At 63.8% G+C, this 19227-nt stretch carries 17 protein-coding genes; 3 read left to right on the forward strand and 14 right to left on the reverse strand.

The window, feature by feature from the left end; translation table 11 throughout:
- The first annotated feature begins 91 nt into the window (after positions 1-91).
- Positions 92-2086 carry a DNA primase gene (dnaG, locus tag ACLV8F_RS07655; RefSeq protein WP_411883633.1) on the forward strand — a complete coding sequence of 665 codons (1995 nt, stop codon included), beginning with the start codon at positions 92-94 and terminating at the stop codon, positions 2084-2086.
- Positions 2087-2226: 140 nt separating this feature from the next.
- Here dnaG and ACLV8F_RS07660 read toward each other — a convergent pair whose 3' ends face one another.
- Entirely contained in the window at positions 2227-2808 is a 582-nt protein-coding gene (locus ACLV8F_RS07660; RefSeq protein WP_411883634.1) for a hypothetical protein, read from the reverse strand.
- On the opposite strand from ACLV8F_RS07660, the gene rpoD reads away from it, so the two are divergent.
- Positions 2780-4954, forward strand: coding sequence for an RNA polymerase sigma factor RpoD (gene rpoD, locus ACLV8F_RS07665; protein ID WP_411883635.1), 2175 nt, complete (start codon positions 2780-2782; stop codon positions 4952-4954). The genes ACLV8F_RS07660 and rpoD overlap by 29 nt on opposite strands.
- A gap of 66 nt (positions 4955-5020) precedes the next feature.
- On the opposite strand, the gene ACLV8F_RS07670 is transcribed toward rpoD, so the two are convergent.
- The 13 genes from ACLV8F_RS07670 to ACLV8F_RS07730 form a co-directional block, all read right to left on the reverse strand.
- A complete protein-coding gene (locus ACLV8F_RS07670) occupies positions 5021-5917 on the reverse strand; it encodes a dienelactone hydrolase family protein (protein ID WP_411883636.1) in 897 nt (298 codons plus the stop codon).
- 47 nt (positions 5918-5964) lie between these two features.
- Positions 5965-7068, reverse strand: a complete 1104-nt coding sequence (locus ACLV8F_RS07675; RefSeq protein WP_411883637.1) for an aldose epimerase family protein — start codon at positions 7066-7068, stop codon at positions 5965-5967.
- Positions 7065-8033: a TRAP transporter substrate-binding protein gene (locus ACLV8F_RS07680; protein ID WP_411883638.1), complete on the reverse strand. Its 969-nt coding sequence runs from the start codon at positions 8031-8033 to the stop codon at positions 7065-7067. Before ACLV8F_RS07680 ends, ACLV8F_RS07675 begins: the two co-directional genes overlap by 4 nt.
- A gap of 152 nt (positions 8034-8185) precedes the next feature.
- The gene (locus ACLV8F_RS07685) at positions 8186-9163 is read right to left on the reverse strand and encodes a Bug family tripartite tricarboxylate transporter substrate binding protein (protein ID WP_411883639.1); all 978 of its coding nucleotides are present in this window, start codon (positions 9161-9163) and stop codon (positions 8186-8188) included.
- 90 nt (positions 9164-9253) lie between these two features.
- Positions 9254-10144: a 2-hydroxy-3-oxopropionate reductase gene (gene glxR, locus ACLV8F_RS07690; RefSeq protein WP_411883640.1), complete on the reverse strand. Its 891-nt coding sequence runs from the start codon at positions 10142-10144 to the stop codon at positions 9254-9256.
- Positions 10145-10220: 76 nt separating this feature from the next.
- A complete protein-coding gene (garL, locus tag ACLV8F_RS07695; protein WP_411878300.1) occupies positions 10221-11003 on the reverse strand; it encodes a 2-dehydro-3-deoxyglucarate aldolase in 783 nt (260 codons plus the stop codon).
- A 66-nt stretch (positions 11004-11069) separates the two neighbouring features.
- Positions 11070-12062: a Bug family tripartite tricarboxylate transporter substrate binding protein gene (locus tag ACLV8F_RS07700; RefSeq protein ID WP_411883641.1), complete on the reverse strand. Its 993-nt coding sequence runs from the start codon at positions 12060-12062 to the stop codon at positions 11070-11072.
- A 28-nt stretch (positions 12063-12090) separates the two neighbouring features.
- The gene (gene garD, locus ACLV8F_RS07705; RefSeq protein WP_411883642.1) at positions 12091-13668 is read right to left on the reverse strand and encodes a galactarate dehydratase; all 1578 of its coding nucleotides are present in this window, start codon (positions 13666-13668) and stop codon (positions 12091-12093) included.
- 17 nt (positions 13669-13685) lie between these two features.
- Positions 13686-14951, reverse strand: a complete 1266-nt coding sequence (locus ACLV8F_RS07710) for a TRAP transporter large permease (RefSeq protein ID WP_411883643.1) — start codon at positions 14949-14951, stop codon at positions 13686-13688.
- A 20-nt stretch (positions 14952-14971) separates the two neighbouring features.
- Complete coding sequence (locus ACLV8F_RS07715; protein ID WP_411883644.1) at positions 14972-15496, reverse strand: TRAP transporter small permease; 525 nt, start codon at positions 15494-15496, stop codon at positions 14972-14974.
- A 109-nt stretch (positions 15497-15605) separates the two neighbouring features.
- A complete protein-coding gene (locus ACLV8F_RS07720) occupies positions 15606-16589 on the reverse strand; it encodes a TRAP transporter substrate-binding protein (protein ID WP_411883645.1) in 984 nt (327 codons plus the stop codon).
- A 39-nt stretch (positions 16590-16628) separates the two neighbouring features.
- Positions 16629-17519 (reverse strand): SMP-30/gluconolactonase/LRE family protein, encoded by an 891-nt coding sequence (locus ACLV8F_RS07725; protein ID WP_411883646.1) that lies wholly within the window; start codon positions 17517-17519, stop codon positions 16629-16631.
- Between the two features lie 18 nt (positions 17520-17537).
- Positions 17538-18347, reverse strand: a complete 810-nt coding sequence (locus ACLV8F_RS07730; protein ID WP_411883647.1) for an NAD-dependent epimerase/dehydratase family protein — start codon at positions 18345-18347, stop codon at positions 17538-17540.
- A 224-nt stretch (positions 18348-18571) separates the two neighbouring features.
- Between ACLV8F_RS07730 and ACLV8F_RS07735 the strand changes: the two genes are divergently transcribed.
- Positions 18572-19227 (forward strand): FadR/GntR family transcriptional regulator (locus tag ACLV8F_RS07735; RefSeq protein ID WP_411883648.1); only part of this gene is annotated, 656 nt, incomplete at its 3' end.

Genomic DNA, 19227 nt, shown 5'->3' on the forward strand with positions numbered 1-19227 from the left:
CGTGTCAGCCCAGCGCCCATTCCCCTTCAGGGCTATAGGCGCCGGCCTCCCCTCGCGGGGGCACGTGTGCTAAATTGACCCCCCTCCCCCCATGGCCATCCCACAAACATTCATCCAGGAATTGCTCGCGCGCGCCGACGTGGTGGACATCGTGGGCCGCTACGTGCAGCTCAAAAAGGGCGGCGCCAACTTCATGGGCCTGTGCCCCTTCCACGGCGAAAAATCCCCCTCCTTCAGCGTCAGCCCCTCCAAGCAGTTCTACCACTGCTTCGGCTGCGGCAAGAACGGCAACGCCATCAGCTTTTTGATGGAGCACGGCGGCATGACCTTCATCGAGGCCGTCAAAGACCTGGCCCAGCAATACGGCCTGCAGGTGCCCGAGGACGACGTCTCGCCACAGGACCGCGCCCGCGCCGCGCAGATGCGGGAGCAGCAGGCCACGCTCACCAGCGTGCTCGAAAAAGCCGGCATGGCCTACATCAAGGCCTTGCGCAACTCCGAGCGCGCCATCGACTACTTCAAGGGCCGCGGCGTCTCGGGCGAAGTCGCCAAGACCTTCGGCCTCGGTTATGCGCCCGAAGGCTGGCGCAGCCTGGCCAGCGTCTTCCCCGACTACAACGACCCGCTGCTGGTCGAAAGCGGCCTGGTCATCACCGGCGAACCCGGCGAGGAAAACCAGGCCGGCGAAGCCAAACGCTACGACCGTTTCCGCGACCGGGTCATGTTCCCCATCCGCAACGTCAAGGGCGAATGCATAGGCTTTGGCGGGCGCGTGCTGGGCGACGACAAGCCCAAATACCTCAACTCGCCCGAAACCCCGGTGTTCAGCAAGGGGCGCGAACTTTACGGCCTGTTCGAGGCCCGCAGCGCCCTGCGCGAGCACGGCTACGCGCTGGTCACCGAAGGCTATATGGACGTGGTGGCGCTGGCCCAGCTGGGCTTTGCCAACGCGGTGGCCACATTGGGCACGGCCTGCACCGCCGACCATGTGCAAAAGCTGTTCCGCTTCACCGATTCGGTGGTCTTCAGCTTTGACGGCGACGGCGCCGGCCGCCGCGCCGCCCGCAAGGCGCTGGACGCCGCGCTGCCCTTCGCCACCGACGTGCGCACGGTCAAGTTCCTGTTTCTCCCGGCCGAGCACGACCCCGACAGCTACATCCGCGAGCACGGCAAAGAAGGCTTTGCGGCCTACGTCAGCAAGGCCGTGCCGCTGAGCCGCTTCCTGATCGAAGCCGCCGCCGAAGCCTGCGACCTCGACACCGCCGAGGGCCGTGCCCACATGGCCAGCAATGCCCGCCCGCTGTGGAACCTGATGCCCGACGGGGCCCTCAAGCGCCAGTTGCTGGCCGAAATCGCCGACAAGGTACTCATCGACAGCCGCGAACTGCTGCAGCTGTGGCAGCCGGCTTCCACGGGCTACAAAGCGGGCAACAAAAACAGCGGCGGCTCGCGCGGCCCAGGCAAGGGCCACAGGCCTGAATCCGCGCCGGCCCCGGTCCATCACGCGGACATTCCCGACCCCGGCGGCTATCCGCCCGATTACCCCGAGGAGCGCGACTACAGCGCCTCCGAACCATCCGGCTACTACCCGCCCCCATCGCCCCCCGGACGCAGTTTTGGCGAACGCAGCAGCGCCCGGGCGCCGCGCCGCGTGGCCGGCCGCATCCTGCCGGCCAGCCGCGAAGACCGCGTGCTCAGGCTGCTGCTGACCGAGGCCCAGACCTGGGACCGGCTCAGCACCGAGGAACACCACCTGCTGGTCGAACTGCCCGAGCCCCACGGCCCGCTCTTTGTCTGGCTGGAAAGCCAGCTGCACGAGCACGGTCCCCAGTCTTGGGCGGCCCTGCGCGAAGGGCTGCGCGGCCATCCGCACGAAAGGCACGCCACGGTGCAGATCGCGCAGATACCGGAAGGCATCGAAAGCGACTGGACCGAGGTGCGCAGCATCCTGGACCAGTTGCTGCGCCTGCACCGCCAGCGCGAGATGAGCGAGCTGGCCACCCGGGCCGCCACCGACCCGGCCGCCCGCCAGCGCTACCTGGAACTGGCTGCCAGCCTGAAAGCCGCGTCCGAGCCAGCCCGGTAAGCGCTCACCGGCGGCGCGAAAATACCTGGTTTTTGGGTGCAAAAAACCGCCCAAAAAACAGGCAACAGGGTATAATCCGATTTTCGACGGCAAGCGCGACAGCAGCACCTCCGGCCCGGCCACCCTGAAACTTCGGGGACTCAACAGATGAGACGGCCACTTTCCCCAGGGAATTCCGCAAGGACTGCACACCAAATGTTCGCCCAAACAGCTTGCCCGGAAAAATAAACCGCGATATGCCCTGGCATTGCCCGGCCTGTTTTTCCGCCCTCTCGTTCCTGACCCTGAATCCTTGTCACCGTGCCTGTGTTTTGCGCAGGCGCCAAGGCGCATTTTTGTTTACTGGTAGCTGATAGATATTTAAAACAATTCCCGACAACTGGAGGTTCCATGCCTACTGCCAAGCCAACGAAGCCGAGCACGTCCAAGAAGCCGCAAAGCGCGCAGCCCAAAGCCGCCGCCAAGCCCAAAGCCAAAACAGCGCCCAAAGCCGCTGTCAAGCCCGCCGGCAAGCCTCCAGTCAAAGCCGCCGCAAAGCCTGCCGCCAAAAGCGGCAAGGTTGAAAAGCCGGGAAAACACGCCATATCTGTTAAACCGAGCAAACCCAATGCCCCGGTGAGCAAAGATCCCCTGAAAACCGCGAAATCCGCGATTTCCGCGGTTTCCGATTTGCCCCTGAAGAAAGCCCCTGCCGTGCCGACCAAGTCCAGCCCTGAATCCAAGCCCCTCGCCGCCGCCGTCACCGACGTGCCCGTGAAAAAGAAACCCGGCCGCCCGCCCAAGAACCCGGCGGCCGATGGCAGCACGCCTGCCGCCACCACCGGCGCCAAGCGCGGCCGCAAGCCCAAGAGCGCCAGCGCGGCCCCCAAGGACGGCGAAGACCTGGACATGTCCGACATTGAGGACGACCTGGTCGGCGAACCCGTCGCGGAAACGACCGAGAAGGTCAAGCCGCTGCGCATGAAGATCAGCAAGGCGAAGGAACGCGCCCTGATGAAGGAATTCGGCCTGGACGAAACCGTCCTCTCCGAAGAAGACATGCTCAAGCGCCGCCTGCGCCTGAAGACCCTGATCAAGCTCGGCAAGACGCGCGGCTACCTCACGCACGGCGAAATCTCCGACCACCTTCCCGACAAGCTGGTCGACGCTGAAACGCTGGAAGTCGTGGTCAACATGCTCAACGACATGGGCGTGGCTGTCTACGAGCAGGCCCCCGACGCGGAAACCCTGCTGCTGAACAACACCGGCCCGACCGTCGCGACCGAGGAAGAAGCCGAAGAAGAAGCCGAAGCCGCGCTGTCCACCGTCGACAGCGAATTCGGCCGCACCACCGACCCCGTCCGCATGTACATGCGCGAGATGGGCACGGTCGAGCTGCTCACGCGCGAAGGCGAAATCGAAATCGCCAAGCGCATCGAGGGCGGCCTCATGAAGATGATGGAAGCCATCTCGGAAAGCCCGGCCACCATCGCTGAAATCATGCGCCTGGGCGAGGAAATCCGTGAAGGCAAGATCGTCATCTCCACCGTGGTCGACGGTTTCTCCAACCCCAACGAGGCCGACGACTACGTGGCCGAAGAAGACTTCGACGAATTCGACGAGGAAGACGACGACGACGGCAAGGGCGGCTCCAAGGCCCTGACCAAAAAGCTCGAAGAACTCAAGAAGGAAGCGCTCAGCCGCTTCGACAAGATCGCCACCCTGTTCGAGAAAGTCCACAAGACCTATGACAAGGAAGGCTACGGCACGCCGACTTACGTGAAGTCGCAAAAAGCCCTGAGCGACGAGTTGATGACCGTGCGCTTCACCGCCAAGACCATCGAAAAGCTCTGCGACATGCTGCGCGGCCAGGTGCTGGACGTGCGCAAGAAAGAGCGCGAACTGCGCCGCATCATCGTCGAGAAATGCGGCATGCCGCAGGAAATCTTCATCAAGGATTTCCCGCCCAACCTGCTGAACCTCAAGTGGGTTGAAAAGCAGGTTGCATCCGGCAAGCCCTGGTCGGTGGTCATGGCCCGCAACGTGCCGCCCATCCAGGAACTGCAGACCAAGCTGGGTGAATTGCAGGCCCGCGTGGTGGTGCCGCTGGCCCAGCTCAAGGACATCAACAAGCGCATGAACGAAGGCGAGTCCAACTCGCGCGACGCCAAGAAAGAAATGATCGAGGCCAATTTGCGCCTGGTGATTTCGATCGCGAAGAAGTACACCAACCGCGGCTTGCAGTTCCTCGACTTGATCCAGGAAGGCAACATCGGCCTGATGAAGGCGGTGGACAAGTTCGAATATCGCCGCGGCTACAAGTTCTCGACCTACGCCACGTGGTGGATCCGCCAGGCGATTACGCGCTCCATCGCCGACCAGGCGCGGACCATCCGCATCCCGGTGCACATGATCGAAACCATCAACAAGATGAACCGCCTGTCGCGCCAGCACTTGCAGGAATTCGGCTTCGAGCCGGACGCCAGCATCCTGGCCGCCAAGATGGAGATTCCGGAAGACAAGATCCGCAAGATCATGAAGATCGCCAAAGAGCCGATCTCCATGGAAACGCCTATCGGCGACGACGACGATTCGCACCTGGGCGACTTCATCGAAGACAGCGCCAACACGGCACCGCTGGAAGCCGCGATGCAGGCCGGCCTGCGCGACGTGGTGAAAGACATCCTCGACAGCCTGACGCCGCGCGAAGCCAAGGTGCTGCGCATGCGTTTCGGCATTGAAATGTCCACCGACCACACGCTGGAAGAAGTCGGCAAGCAGTTCGACGTGACGCGCGAACGCATCCGCCAGATCGAAGCCAAGGCACTGCGCAAGCTCAAGCACCCTTCGCGTTCGGACAAGCTGCGCAGCTTTATCGACACGCTGTAAAGAGCGCCTGCTCCCTCAAAAGCCCGGCCCCGCAAGGCGCCGGGCTTTTTCACGTCCGTTTGAAGTTCAAGGCGCCGTCAGTCCCACCTTGCGCACAAAAGCATCCAGCGGCACTGACCACATCTTGCCGCCGTAGGTCAGCAGCGAATGTCCGTCATGCCCCGGCACGGGCCCCGTCTGGACGAACTGCGTGTCGCTGCCGCCGGCCCTGAAGGCCTCGTGCCATTCACGCGGCGCCTCGGCGCCCCAGAACTGGTCGTTCTCGGCATACAGCCACAGGTTGGGCACCTTGACCAGCTTGCCGAGTTCGCCATAGGTCTTGCGCAGGTTTTCCGGCCCACAGCTCTGGGTGGGCGAGGTTTCGGGGTTGCCGCCCGAGCCGCCCGCGAAATTGACGGCGCCGACGACGCCCGGCAGGCTGAGCGCGGCCACCGACACCGTGGTCATGCCGCCCACCGACTGCCCTTCCAGCAGCACCCTGTCCTTGCGCACCCAGGGCTGCTGCAGCGCCCACTGGTGCAACGCAACCACCGTCTGGCCGGCACGGCTGGCCACGCGCGCGAAGTCGGGATCGCCGGTGCAAACCTTGCCGCTCCAGCGGGCGCCGGAATCTTCCCGATCCAATCCGCCGGTATCCCCATAACCGGGCCTGACCGGCGCAACCACGGCCACGCCTTTGCGCAGCCAGTAGTTGGCATGGCCCACCAGCACCGGGTATTCAAGCTTGGCCCTGTCGACCCGTGACGGAGCCCGCCCGTGGGAAAAAATCACCAGCGGGAACGGGCCTGGCCCCTCGGGTTTGTAGAGATGGGTGACGACGTCGAACTGCTTGCCGTCGATCAACAGGGGCAGCTTGATGATTTGCGGCGGCACACGCTCGGGCTGCTGCGCCCATGCGGACACGCCGGCCAGCTGCGCCGCCCAGACCAGACCCACCACCCCTGCCCATTTCCAGCTTCGCATGCTCGGCTCCTTGCTTGTTGCCGGAGCATTCTGACATGTGAGCCTGTTTATGTGGAAGTGCTGAAGCGGTACAGCGTGCGGCCCTGGCGGCCCTGGTCAGCTTCATAAACGGCCGAAGGAAAGGCCGGCACGTTGGGCGCGTTCGGATAGCCCTGGGGTTCAAAGCACAGGCTTTGCTGCTGCACATAGCGCCTGCCGCCCTTGCCCGGCCCTCCGGCCAAAGGTTCCCCGGCCAGCATGCCGGTGTAAAACTGCATCGTGGGCTCCGTCGACCAGACCTCCATCACGCGGCCGCTGCCCGGCGCGCTCACGCGCGCGCACAGCGCGAGGTCACCGGCTACAGGGTGCTCTATCGCAAAGCAATCGTCGTAGCCGGCCACACCGTCGGTTGCCTGCGCATTGCCCACCCGTGTGCCCAGCACCACCGGCTGGCGGAAATCGAACGGCGTGCCGTCCACAGGCAGCAGTGTGCCCGTGGCAATCAGCTCGGAGTTCATCTCGAAGTAGCGGCTCGCGCAGATCATGACTTCATGCCCCAGCGCGCTGCCGCCCTGTTTGCCGTTCGCGCTGTTCAGGCCTTCGAGGTTGAAGAAGGCATGCGTGGTGAGGTTGGCCACAGTGGGCGCATCGAGCGCCACCGCGTCGTAGTCGAGCACCAGTTCATTGTCTTCCGTCACGCTGTACATCAGGCGCAAGGCCAGCGTCCCGGGGAAGCCTTCTTCCCCGTCGGCAAACACATAACGCATCTCCACGCTGGAGGGGTTGTGCTGCACCGCGTCGAACACCTGGAAGCGTGAGCCCCTCAAGCCGCCGTGCAGGCAATGCGGGCCGTTGTTGGCCGTCAGCTGGTGTTCCATGCCGCCCAGCTTGAAGCGCGCGTTCTCCACGCGCCCGGCATAACGCCCGATAAAAGCGCCGACGGAAGGTGAGCCGCCGACCACGCCTTCGATGCTCTCGTAACCGAACACCACATCGTCGAAATTTCCGTCGCGATCCGGCACCAGCACCTGTTCGATCTTGGCACCGTAGTTGGTCACGCACACCGCCATGCCCCGGCGGTTGCGCAGCGTGAACAGACTCACGGGCTTGCCGTCGATCTCGCGCGCAAAACGCGCGGGATCCAGCAACAGGGAAGCGTCCGGCGTATTCAATGGGAAATGATCGTCAGCAGTTCTTCGCGCGTGGTCGGGTCGGCCATGTACTTGCCGTACAGCGGCCCCATACGCCTGACCATGGGCGATACGTCCTTTACCTTGACGAACTGCGAGCCCTGTTTGGTGGTGGTTTCCAGGGCCGCCGCCACGCGTTTGTTCCAGAGTTCGCGCATCAGGATGGCGGACTTGGCGCCGGCCTCGGTGAACACGGCCTTGTCTTCCTTGCTGAGCCTGTCCCACAGCTTGGTCGAGACGACCAGCGCTTCGGGCGAGATCACATGGTTGGTCACATACACGTTCTTGGCCACCTTGTAGTGGCCGGTGGATTCATAAGAAGGCAGGTTGTTCTCGGCGCAGTCGACCTTGCCTTGCTGCAGCGCATCGAGCACATCCTTGAAGGGCAAGGCCACCGGCTTGGCATCGAGCAGCTTGACCATCTCGATGTAGATTTCGGACTGCTGCACCCGGATGTTGGTGCCGGCCAGGTCGCGCAGGTTGCTCACGGGCTTGACGCAGTAAAACGAGCGGCCGCCGCCGTCGTACCAGCCCAGAACGACGAAGCCGGCCGCCTTCAGGTTAGCGGCAAAGCGCTCACCCAGCTTGCCGTCCAGGTGGCGGAACATGTGGGCGGAATCGGTGAACAGGAAAGGCAGGTTCAGCACCTTGATGCCCGGCACGGCGTCGGACAGCGGGCCGGAGCTGAACTCGGCCACGTCGACCTCGCCGCTCTTGAGCATCTGCACCGCCTTGGGCTGGTCGCCCAGCGCGGCATTGTTGAAGATCTCGATGTTGTAGCGGCCGCCGGTGCTCTTGGCGACCTGCTCCGCGAAGCTCTTCATGGCTTCCGACACCGGGTAACCGTCGGGGTGGATGTTCCAGGCCCGCAGCTTGGCCTGGGCCATAGCGGTGCCCGCGCATAACGCGAAGGAGAGGCATAAAAGCCCCTTGATGGATGTACGCATTTTTGTCTCCTGGTGTGGGCCGAAGCGACAGCCTCTGACGGGCTGGCTAGTGGTTGATCAGTGTTGAATCCCTTCAAGGATATTCACACGGATAACTCGCCGCGATTAAAAAAAATCGGACGATATCACCACTAATTCACGCAAGTCTTTCTTCAGTCGAGCTTGATGTTCGCCTCGGCAACCACCTTGGCCCAGCGGCTGCGTTCCTGGTTGAAGAACGCGTCCTGCTGCTGCGGCGCCATGGTCACAACCTCGGCGCCCTGCCCCGACAGCTTGGCGCGTATGTCCGGGCTGCGGATGATCTTGATGAGCTCGGTGTTCAGGCGGTTGATGACGGCCGCCGGCGTGCCGTTGGCGACCAGCAGGCCCTGCCAGGTGCCCGACTCGAAATCGGTGATGCCCTGCTCGGCCAGCGTCGGCACGTCGCCGATCAGCGGCATGCGCGTGCGCTTGGACACGCCCAGAATCTTGAGCTTGCCGCTCTGCACAAAAGGCAGCGTGGCCAGCATGCCGTTCATCAGCACCTGGGTCTGGCCGGCGATCGTGTCGGTGACGGCCTGCGAGCCGCCCTTGTAGGGGATGTATTGCCACTTGGCCTTTGCGGCCCGTTCTACGGCGACACCAGCCAGGTGCGGCGCGCTGCCCATGGCCGTTACCGCGAAGTTCAGGTTGGACTTGTGCGACAGGGCCACGAGTTCCTTGAGGTTGCTCACGGGCACGGAGGGATGGACCACCAGCAGGTGCGGCGAATACGCGAGCATGGTGACGCCGCGCAGGTCCTTGGACGGGTCGAACGCCAGCTTGGTATAGACGGATGGGCTGATGGCCAGCGCGCCGGTGTCGCACAGCAGCAGCGTGTAGCCGTCGGGCGCGGACTTGGCCACGATGTCGGCGCCCAGGTTGCCGTTGGCGCCGGCCTTGTTGTCGACGATGACCGACTGCTTGAGCGCTTCCGACAAAGGCTGCGCAATGGCGCGCGCGATGATGTCCGAGGAACCGCCCGGCGGGTAAGGCACCACCAGGCGTATCGGTTTGGAGGGCCATGCGGCCTGGGCGCTCGCGGTGCCGCTTGCGGCGCCAGCGCCCAAAGCCAGAGAAGCCGCGATAAGTTCCCGTCGATTGATCGCCATGTTTGTCTCCTGAACGTTTTTAAAAACCCGGTCACATTGACCGCTGCGCCGGAAGCCTTCTGCGGGCTCCTCATGCGCGCCTGTTTGTGTTTACGCGGCCTTCGCCACTTCGTGGTTGCCCAGCAGTTCCAGCGCCCGCACCAATGCGGAGTGGTCCAGGTCCTGCATGCCGTTGGCGGCGCAGGCCTGCATCAGCTGAGCGGCGCCCGCGGTTTGCGGCAGGGCCAGGCCCAGGGTGCGCGCGCCGCTGAGGGCCAGGTTCAAATCTTTCTGGTGCAGGCCGATGCGGAAGCCGGGCGCGAAGGTGCGCTTGATCATGCGTTCGCCGTGCACTTCCAGGATGCGCGAGGAGGCAAAGCCGCCCATCAGCGCCTGTCGCACCTTGGCCGGATCGGCGCCCGCCTTGCTGGCGAACAGCAGGGCTTCACCGACGGCCGCGATGTTCAGCGCCACGATGATCTGGTTGGCCACCTTGCAGGTCTGGCCGTCGCCGTTGCCGCCCACCAGCGTGATGTTCTTGCCCATCAGCTCGAACAGCGGCTTGACGAGGTCGAAGGCTGCTTGCGGGCCGCCGACCATGATGGTGAGGCTGGCCGCCTTGGCGCCGACTTCGCCGCCCGACACCGGGGCGTCGAGGTAGTCGCAGCCCAGCGCGTTGATCTTCTTGGCGAATTCTTTCGTGTCCATCGGCGAGATGGAGCTCATGTCGACCACGGTCTTGCCCTTGGTCAGCGCGAAGGAAACGCCGCCTTCGCCGAACAGCACCTTGGCCACGTCGGGCGTGTCGGGCAGCATCAGGAAGATGATGTCCGCCTGCTTGACCACGTCGGTGATCGAATCGCAGGCCTTGCCCTTGCCGGTCAACAGCTCGGCGGGCACCTTGCCCAGGGTGGTCATGAAAACTTCATGCCCCGCCGCGATCAGGTGCGCCGCCATGGGGTTGCCCATGATCCCGAGGCCGATAAATCCAAGCTTGCTCATTGAAATACTCCAGTCAAAATTTTGGTCAAAAAGAATCGGAATTTGCGCATCAGGCGCATCAGGCGCGTCAGGCGCGTCAGGCGCGGTAGCGGTCGTGCAGGGCTTGCGTGGCCGAGCGGAACACGCCCAGGTCGCTGCCCACCGCCACGAAGGTGGCGCCCATTTCCATGTAGCGCCGCGCGTCGGCTTCCACCGGCGCCAGGATGCCCGTGGGCTTGCCGCAGGCTTTGGCGTCGGCGAACACGCCGGCAATCGCCTTTTGCACATCGGGATGGCCCGCGTTGCCCAGGTGGCCCAGGCCGGCGGCCAGGTCCGAAGGGCCTACAAAAATACAGTCCACGCCGTCGATTTCGGCTATCGCACGCGCGGCCGCGACACCGGCGCTGCTTTCAATCTGCACCGCGACGCAGATCTGGTCGTTGATGCCCTTGAAGTACTCGGGCACCGTGCCGTAGCGGTTGCTGCGCTGCGACACCGACACACCGCGAACGCCCTGCGGGGGGTAACGCGTGGCAGCCACGGCGCGGCGCGCTTCATCGGCGCTTTCGACGAACGGCACGAGGAAGTTGTAGAAGCCCGCGTCCAGCAGGCGCTTGATCTCGACCTCGTTGTTGCTGGTCGGCCGGACGAAAGGCGCGCTGGGGCTGTCCTTGAGCGCCATCAGCTGGGGAATGAAGGTGCCCACGTCGTTGGGTGAATGCTCGCCGTCCAGCAGGATCCAGTCGAAACCGGCCACACCCAGCACCTCGGTGGTGATGGCGTTGGCCAGTGACGACCAGCAGCCGATCAGCTTTTTGCCGGCAAGCAGGTCGCGCTTGAAGCTGTTGGGAAACGATTGGTAGGGAGTGGCTTGTGTCATGGTGTTTGCTTTTGCAGTCTCTGTTTGAATTCGGTTTGCGGACCGGCGCGGGGCCGGCCGGATGCGTCAGTCGGCCTTGATGTTCGCGGCCTTGATGACCTGCGCCCACTTGGCGACTTCGGCGCGCTGGAAAGCGGCGATCTGTGCCGTCGTCATGGTGGCCGGCTCCATGCCGAAGCCCTTGAGTTTTCCCTGCATCTCGGGCTCAGCCAGGATGCGGCCGATCTCGGTGTGCAGGCGATCAATGACGGGCGCGGGCGTGCCGGCCGGCGCAAAAATCGCCTGCCAGGACAGCACTTCAAAATTGGCCAGCCCCGGCAAGCCGGATTCGGCCACCGTCGGCACATCAGGCAAGGAGGCAAGCCGGCTGGCGGAGGTCACCGCGATCGCGCGCAGCTTGCCGCTCTGGATGTGCGGCGCCGCCACCACGGTTGTGTCGAACATCATGTCTACCTGCCCGCCTATTACGTCCTGGATGGCCGGGCCGCTGCCTTTGTAGGGAATGTGCGTGAATTTCACGCCGGAACGGAAGGCCAGCAATTCGAGCGACAAATGCTGCGAGGTGCCAGTGCCCGCCGACGCGGACGACAGGCCGCCGGCCTTGCCCTTGCTGGCCTCAACCACGTCCTTCAGGGTTTTGTACGGACTGGCCTGGTTGACCACCAGCACCAGCGGATTGGTGCCGATCAGCGTGATGGGCAAAAAGGACTTGATCGGGTCGTAGCCGATTTTCGGGTACAGGCTGACATTGATCGCATGCGAGCTGACCGTGCCGCCCACCAGCGTGTAGCCGTCAGCCGCCGCGCGTGAACCCACTTCCGAGCCGACGCTGCCGCCGGCGCCGGGCTTGTTGTCGACGATGATGTTGGTGCCCAGCACCGTGCCGAGCTTCTGCCCGATCAACCGGCCCAGCACGTCGGTGGTGCCGCCCGCGGGAAAGGGCACCAGGTAGGTGATCGGCTTGCCGGTGGGCCAGCTTCCCTGCGCGAAGGCGGGAAGCGCGGACAGGCCGCCGGCCATGGCGGCCAGCGCGGTATTGAGCAGGGTGCGGCGTTGCATCATGTGTCTCCTTGTGCCTGTGAACGGATCAGGTAATGGGCGCCGGGTTGAACAGCACCAGCGCGTTGTGCAGCTTCCAGTGCTCGGCCCAGGTCTTCTTGCGCCCGCTGGCCACGTCCAGCATGAACTGGAACAGTTCCCAGCCGACGTCTTCAATGCTGGCGTCGCCGTCGGCGATGCGGCCGGCGTTGATGTCCATCAGGTCATGCCAGCGCCGCGCCAGGTCGCTGCGCGTGGCCACCTTGATCACCGGCACTTCGGCCAGGCCGTAAGGCGTGCCGCGGCCGGTGGTGAACACGTGGATGTTGATGCCGGCGGCCAGCTGCAGCGTGCCGCAAATGAAGTCGCTGGCCGGCGTCGCGGCGTAGATCAGGCCCTTTTGTTTGACCTTCTCGCCGGGCGAGAGCACGCCGCTGATGGGCGCGCTGCCGGACTTGACGATGGAGCCCATGGCCTTTTCGACAATGTTGGACAGGCCGCCCTTTTTGTTGCCCGGCGTGGTGTTGGCGCTGCGGTCCACCTGCCCCTTCTTGAGGTAGGCGTCGTACCAGGCCATCTCGCGGATCATGGCGTCAGCTACTTCCGGCGTGCTGGCCCGCGAGGTCAGCTGGTCGATGCCGTCGCGCACTTCGGTGGTTTCGGAAAACATCACCGTCGCGCCGGCGCGCACCAGCAGGTCGGTGGCAAAGCCCACCGCCGGGTTCGCCGTCACGCCGGAAAACGCGTCGCTGCCGCCGCACTGCACGCCCACCACCAGTTCGCTGGCGGGCACGGTCTCGCGCTTGCGCGCGTTGAGCCGCTCCAGGTGCAGCAAGGCGGTCTCCATGATGGAGTCAATCATGGACATGAAACCGACGTGGTTCTCGGACTGCAGGCAGACCACATCCAGCGCCGCTTCCGCATTCGTGCCCACGTCGGCCACGTTGCGCTCGTCGATGATCTGTATGGTCCCCGGCGGCAGCAGGCGCTCGGGCTGCAGCTTCTCGCAGCCCAGGCTCACCACCATGACTTCACCGCCGAAGTTGGGGTTCAGGCTGATGTTGCGCAGGGTGCGTATCGGGATGATGGCGTCGGGCGCGTCGATCGCCACGCCGCAGCCGTAGGTGTGCTCCAGCCCCACCACGTCGTCCACGTTCGGGAAACGCGGCAGCAGCTCGGACTTGATGCGCTGCACGGCGAAGTCCACCACGCCGGCCACGCACTGCACAGTGGTGGTGATGGCCAGGATGTTGCGGCTGCCCACGGAACCGTCCGGGTTGCGGAAGCCCTCGAAGGTATAGCCTTCGAGGGCCGGCAGCGGCTCGGGCCGCACCGTGGCTTTGGGCAGGTTGTCCAGCGTGCGCGCGTCGGGCATCTCCAGCAGGCGCTCATGCACCCAGCTGCCGGCGGGAATGTCTTTCAGCGCGTAGCCGATGGGCACGTTGTAGCGCAGCACCGCGGCGCCCTTGGCCAAATCCACCAGCGCCACCTTGTGCCCTTGCGGAACACGCTCCACCAGCCGCAGGCCGTCCGCGAAAGCGGCGCCCTCGGGCAGGCCCCCGTCGTTCGCGACGATCGCGACGTTGTCGCGAGGGTGCATGCGGATGTGAAGCGGCTTGGTGGGCATGTCGGGACTCACCTGCGTCAGACGCCTACAAGGCGCGGCAACCACAGGGAGAGCGCAGGCACGTAGGTGACGATGCCGAGCACGATAACCAGCAAGGCAAAGAACGGCAGCAATGCGCGAACGACTTTTTCGATGGGAAGCTTCCCTACGGCGCTGCCAACAAACAGCACGGAGCCGACCGGCGGCGTGATCAAGCCGATGCCGAGATTGACGATCATGATCATTCCGAAATGAACCGGATCGACGCCGACGGCCTTGACGACCGGCAGCAAAATGGGCGTCAGGATCAGCAGCAATGCGGCCATGTCCATCAGGGTTCCCAAAAACAGCAGCAGGATGTTGATGCACAGGAGGATGAGATAGCGGTTGTCCGTAAAGGCAGTCAGCGCCGTCGTGATCTTCAGAGGGATTTGCATCAAGGTCATGATGTATCCGAAGCTGGCCGCGAAACCGATCAGGATCATCACGATGGAGACCGTCTTCACGGTGCGGTGCATCAGCTTGGGCAGGTCACGCCACTTGTAGTCGCGGTAGATGAACATCGTGACGAAGAACGCCCAGATCACCGCGATGGATGCCGACTCGGTGGCCGTGAAGACACCCGACAAAATTCCGCCGAGGATGATCACCATGGTCATCAGGCCCCACAGCGCGTCAATGGCAATCTTGACCGCCTGCCGCAAAGGCATGGCATCGCCCTTGGGGAAATTCCGCTTGCGCGCGATATAAAGGCAGTAGGTGGCGAGCGTGCCGCCCAGCAACAGCCCGGGGAATACACCGGCCATAAAAAGCGCGGCGATGGAAATCGATCCTCCCGCAGCCATGGAATAGATCACCGCATTGTGGCTGGGCGGAATCAGCGTGGCTTGAATCGATCCGCTGACCGTGAGCGCGGTGGCGAAATCGCGCGGATATCCTTTGCGCACCATCTCGGGAATCATCACAGAGCCGATGGAGGCGGTGTCGGCCACCGACGATCCGGAAATGGCACCGAAGAATGTGGAGGCCAGGATGTTGACGAGCGACAGGCCGCCCCGGACAAAACCTACCAGCACGCCCGCGAAGGCCACAAGACGGCGCGACATGCCGCCTTCGGCCATGATGGCGCCGGCCAGCACGAAGAAAGGAATGGCCAGCAAGGAAAACTTGTTGACGCCGCTGGCGATCTGGATCATGACCGCCTCCAGCGGCAATTCAATCCAGACAGCGCCTATCAGCGCCGCGAGCCCCAGGGAATAGGCGACCGGCATCCCGATAAGGATGAGGACCAGAAAGCTGCCCAAAAGTATGACGGTATCCATTTTCAGACTCCCAAGTCTTCGACCTGGTGGTCAAAACAAACAATCGCACGGTCGTGTTGCACGCCGAAAGCCAATTGTTCAAGAACAAACAACAAGGTGATCAGGCCGCCCAAAGGTACCGGCAGGTAACTGATACCCACAGGAAGCCACGGCAGATCCGCCAACGTCTGGCCCATCGTTTCCAGGCACAGTTTTCCGCCGTAGACAATCATGAAGAGGCAGATCGCGATCATCAACAGGTCAACCGCCCATCGGCATACGCCCTGCCACAAGGGCGGCAGGCGATCGGTCATCATGGCGACGGCGATATGCGCGCCGGCGCGGTAGGCTGCGGCGGCACCGATAAATGTAAAGACCACCATCAGCAAGATGGCAATCGGCTCCGGCCACTGGGCACCGAAACCCAGCACATAACGGGCGAATACACCCACAGGAATGATCAGGCTCATGCCCAGGATCGCCATGCCGGCGACCCAGATGCAGGCAAGATAAAGACCGTCGAGTACGGCATGCAGCGAATGTTTCATGGGGAACTTAGAGAAAAAGGGGGCCGGAATGCGTCGCGAGGACGGCCAGGCTTCAATCACCTGGGTGACGCCGGCCGATGGCCGGCATCACCAGGTGGTTCATGAACCGTTATTTGACGGCGGCAATACGCGTCATCAGGTCCGTGAAAGCGGCGCCATATTTGGCGCGGACAGGTGCCGTCGCATCGTAGAAGGGCTTCTGGTCAACCTGGATGAACTCCACGCCGGCAGCCTTGAGCTTGGCGGTGTATTCAGTAACGCTCTTGTCCCAAAGCACGCGCTGCTCCATCTGCGCCTCACGGCCGAATTTCTTCATCAGCGTTTGCTCGGCAGGCGTCAGTTTGTCCCAGGTCACTTTGGACATCACCAGCAACTCAGGAATGATCAGGTGATTGGTCTGCGCGTAGTATTTGGCGCCGGCCGTATAGTGGTTGGACGTGAACATGCTGGGCGGGTTGTTTTCCGCGCCGTCAATCACACCGGTCTGCAAGGCGGTGAACACTTCGCCGTAGCCCATGGCGATGCCGTTGCCACCCAGTGCATTCATGGTATCCACAAACAGCGGGTTGCCCATCATGCGGACTTTCTGGCCCTTCAGGTCAGCCAGCGTGCGCACAGGCTTCTTGGTGTACAGGCTGCGCGCGCCGCCGTCCATCCATGCCAGCGCGACAAGGCGCGCCGGGCTGGCGTTGACTTTGTCGATGATTTCCTGGCCGATAGGGCCGTCGATCACGGCGCGCATGTGCGCTTCGTTGCGGAACACAAACGGCATGTTGAACACATTGACTTCCGGCACCACGGCGCCGACCGGGCCCAGGGACGTGCGCAGGATGTTGATCGCACCGATCTGGGTTTGCTCAATCATGGTCTTTTCGTCGCCCAGCACGCTGTTGGGGAACATCTGCATCTTGTACTTGCCGTTGGTGGCAGTTTCAAACTTTTTGCCCAGGTTTTCCGTGGCGGCAACCGTGGGGTATCCCGTCGGGTGCACGTCGGCCGCCTTCAGGACGATTTGGGCCTGCGCCGCCAGCGGGGCCGCGAAAGCCACGGTGGCAAGGGCAGCGGCGGCAATGAATTTTCTGCGGAAAGTCATGGTTGTCTCCTTCATTTCAGGTTGGTGGTGAGAAATTTTTTAATACAGGCACGCGGCTTCAGGCAGCCCGCGCACGCCGGGGCGCAACGCGAACACACCGCCGGCCAGCGGCTGGTCAGATAAATCGACACCTTCGGGGCGTATCGATGTCACGAACAGGGTGTCAAGCCCGGCGCCGCCGAAGGCGCACATGGCGGGCTTCTTCACGGGCACGGCCAGCGAGCGGTCCAGCTTGCCGGCGGGCGTGAAGCGGTGAATGAGGCCGGCATCGTTGCCGCAGATCCAGTAGCAGCCGTCGGCGTCGACGGCCGCGCCGTCGGGCCGCCCGGGCAGCGGGTTCATGTCGATGAAGAGGCGGCGGTTCGACGGGATGCCGGTCTGGGTGTCGTAGTCAAAGGCCCACACCGACTGCACCGAAGGATGCGAATCGGACAAATACATGGTGCGGCCGTCCGGGCTGAAGGCCATGCCGTTGGGCGTGATGAAGCCTTCCAGCAGCACCTTGAGGCCGTTGCCCTGGTAGCTGTAGATGCTGCCGACGCGCGCGCCTGCCGCCATGTTCATCTGCATGGTGCCGGCCAGGAAGCGCCCTTGCCGGTCGCAGCGGCCGTCATTGAAGCGCATGCCGGCCTGGGCATGGGTCACGCTGGCGAGCCGGTCAAAACCGGGTTCGCCGCCGGCCTGCGGGCTCAGGCGGAACACGCCGCTCTCGGCACCGGCGATCCAGTCCTTGGCACCGAGGCGGCCTATGCAGGCCAGCATTTCGGGCGCCAGCCATTCGGTCAGCGCGGCGTCGGCCACACTCCAGCGGCACAGCCGGCGCGCGGGGATGTCGACCCAGTACAGCGCCTGTTCAGCGGCGTCCCAGACCGGGCTTTCGCCCACGCCGTTGCGCGCGTCGAGAACCAGTTCGGCTTGAGCTTCACTCATATATAGACAGATGCCTGCTCAGTCGCCGAAGGGGCCGGCCACGACAAAGCCGCCGCCCTGGTACTGGGCCACCGGGTCTTTGAGGTCGGGCGCGGGTGTGCGGGCGTAGACCGCCTCGCGGAAGATGTCGGAGCTGTCCTTGGGCACGTAGCCGATGTGGCGCGCGCGGCTGTTGTCCCACCAGGTCACGGCGTTGTCGGACATGCCGAAGACGATGCTGTGGCCCAGCACCGGCGTCGTGAGGCAGGCGGTGATCAGGCGGTGCAGGTCGTCAAAGCTCAGCCAGGTGGCGAGCATGCGGCGGTCTTTGGGTTCGGCGAATGAGGAGCCGATGCGCACGCAGGCGGTTTCAATGCCGTAGCGGTCGAAGTACAGGCGCGACAGGTCTTCACCGAAGGCCTTGGACAGGCCGTACATGCCGTCGGGGCGCGGCGGGTGGTCGGCGTTGATGGTCTGGTCCTGGCGGTAAAAGCCGGTGACGTGGTTGGAGCTGGCAAAGACGATGCGCTTGACCCCGTGCTTGCGCGCCGCTTCATACAGGTTGTACGCGCCCAGGATGTTGGCCTGCAGGATGGGACCGAAAGGGCCTTCCACCGAGACGCCGCCCAGATGGACGATGGCGTCCACACCCTTGACCATGGTGTGCACCGCGGCGGAATCCGCCAGGTCGGCCAGCACCACCTCTTCGCCGGCCGCGGCAGCGCCGAAAGCCTGCACGTCGGACAGGCGAAGCACGGAGCAATTGGCCTTCAGGCGCTCACGCAAGGCCTTGCCCAAACCGCCGGCCGCGCCGGTCAACAACAGTTTTTCATGCACTTTGATGGTCATTTTTCAGGTCTGAGCCCGGTGCCGTCATAAACGCCGACAAACACTGGACTTTTTTTTGGAGTTTGTTAAAGTCAACCTAAATACAGGAGTCATAGGTTGTCTGATGACTCGGAATTCTCGGTTTCGCCCCCTAGCTTGTCAATGGTTTTTTAATGGACTCAAGGAAAACCCCTAGTCGCCCGGAAGCAGGCCTTACGGCTGCCTTTCAAGAGGAGCCGCCGCGCATGCGCCGGCCCCGCGGACTGGTGGGCGAGATCGTCGAAAGCCTGGCCAGCAGCATCCGCGAAGGCCGCCTGCAGCCCGGCGAAAAACTGCCGACCGAGGCCGAAATCATGGCCCGCTTCGACGTCAGCCGCACCGTGGTGCGCGAGTCGCTGTCCAAGCTGCAGGCCTCGGGCCTCGTCGAAACCCGCCACGGCATCGGCACCTTCGTGCTGCAGCCGCAGGACGCCGGCAACTTCAGGATCACCGCTGAAGACTTCGCCACCGTGGCCGACGTGATCTCGGTGCTGGAGCTGCGCATCAGCCTGGAAACCGAGGCCGCGGGCCTGGCCGCCCAGAGGCGCACGCCGGAAAACCTCGTCGCCATGGAAAAGGCCTTGCGCGCCTTCCACGACTCCATCAGCCTGGACTCCGACGCGGTGCCGCCGGACTTCCAGTTCCACATGGAAGTGGCGCGCTCCACCGGCAATCGGCACTTCGCCGACCTGATGACCTACCTGGGCACCATGATCATCCCGCGCACGCGCGTGAACACGGCGCACAGCGCGCCCGAGGGCCGCTTCAATTACCTGCAGCGCGTCAACAGCGAGCACGAGAGCATCTACAACGCCATCCGCAGCCAGGACGCCGAGGCCGCGCGCGCCGCGATGCGCACCCA

This window comes from Polaromonas sp. YR568 (assembly GCF_943369675.1).
Lineage (GTDB): Bacteria > Pseudomonadota > Gammaproteobacteria > Burkholderiales > Burkholderiaceae_C > Polaromonas.

Coding starts and splice junctions, on each gene's coding strand:
- dnaG (WP_411883633.1), top strand. CDS start 92: ATGGCCATCCCACAAACATTCATCCAGGAATTGCTCGCGCGCGCCGAC.
- ACLV8F_RS07670 (WP_411883636.1), bottom strand. CDS start 5,917: ATGCGAAGCTGGAAATGGGCAGGGGTGGTGGGTCTGGTCTGGGCGGCG.
- ACLV8F_RS07680 (WP_411883638.1), bottom strand. CDS start 8,033: ATGCGTACATCCATCAAGGGGCTTTTATGCCTCTCCTTCGCGTTATGC.
- ACLV8F_RS07685 (WP_411883639.1), bottom strand. CDS start 9,163: ATGGCGATCAATCGACGGGAACTTATCGCGGCTTCTCTGGCTTTGGGC.
- glxR (WP_411883640.1), bottom strand. CDS start 10,144: ATGAGCAAGCTTGGATTTATCGGCCTCGGGATCATGGGCAACCCCATG.
- garL (WP_411878300.1), bottom strand. CDS start 11,003: ATGACACAAGCCACTCCCTACCAATCGTTTCCCAACAGCTTCAAGCGC.
- ACLV8F_RS07700 (WP_411883641.1), bottom strand. CDS start 12,062: ATGCAACGCCGCACCCTGCTCAATACCGCGCTGGCCGCCATGGCCGGC.
- garD (WP_411883642.1), bottom strand. CDS start 13,668: ATGCCCACCAAGCCGCTTCACATCCGCATGCACCCTCGCGACAACGTC.
- ACLV8F_RS07715 (WP_411883644.1), bottom strand. CDS start 15,496: ATGAAACATTCGCTGCATGCCGTACTCGACGGTCTTTATCTTGCCTGC.
- ACLV8F_RS07720 (WP_411883645.1), bottom strand. CDS start 16,589: ATGACTTTCCGCAGAAAATTCATTGCCGCCGCTGCCCTTGCCACCGTG.
- ACLV8F_RS07725 (WP_411883646.1), bottom strand. CDS start 17,519: ATGAGTGAAGCTCAAGCCGAACTGGTTCTCGACGCGCGCAACGGCGTG.
- ACLV8F_RS07730 (WP_411883647.1), bottom strand. CDS start 18,347: ATGACCATCAAAGTGCATGAAAAACTGTTGTTGACCGGCGCGGCCGGC.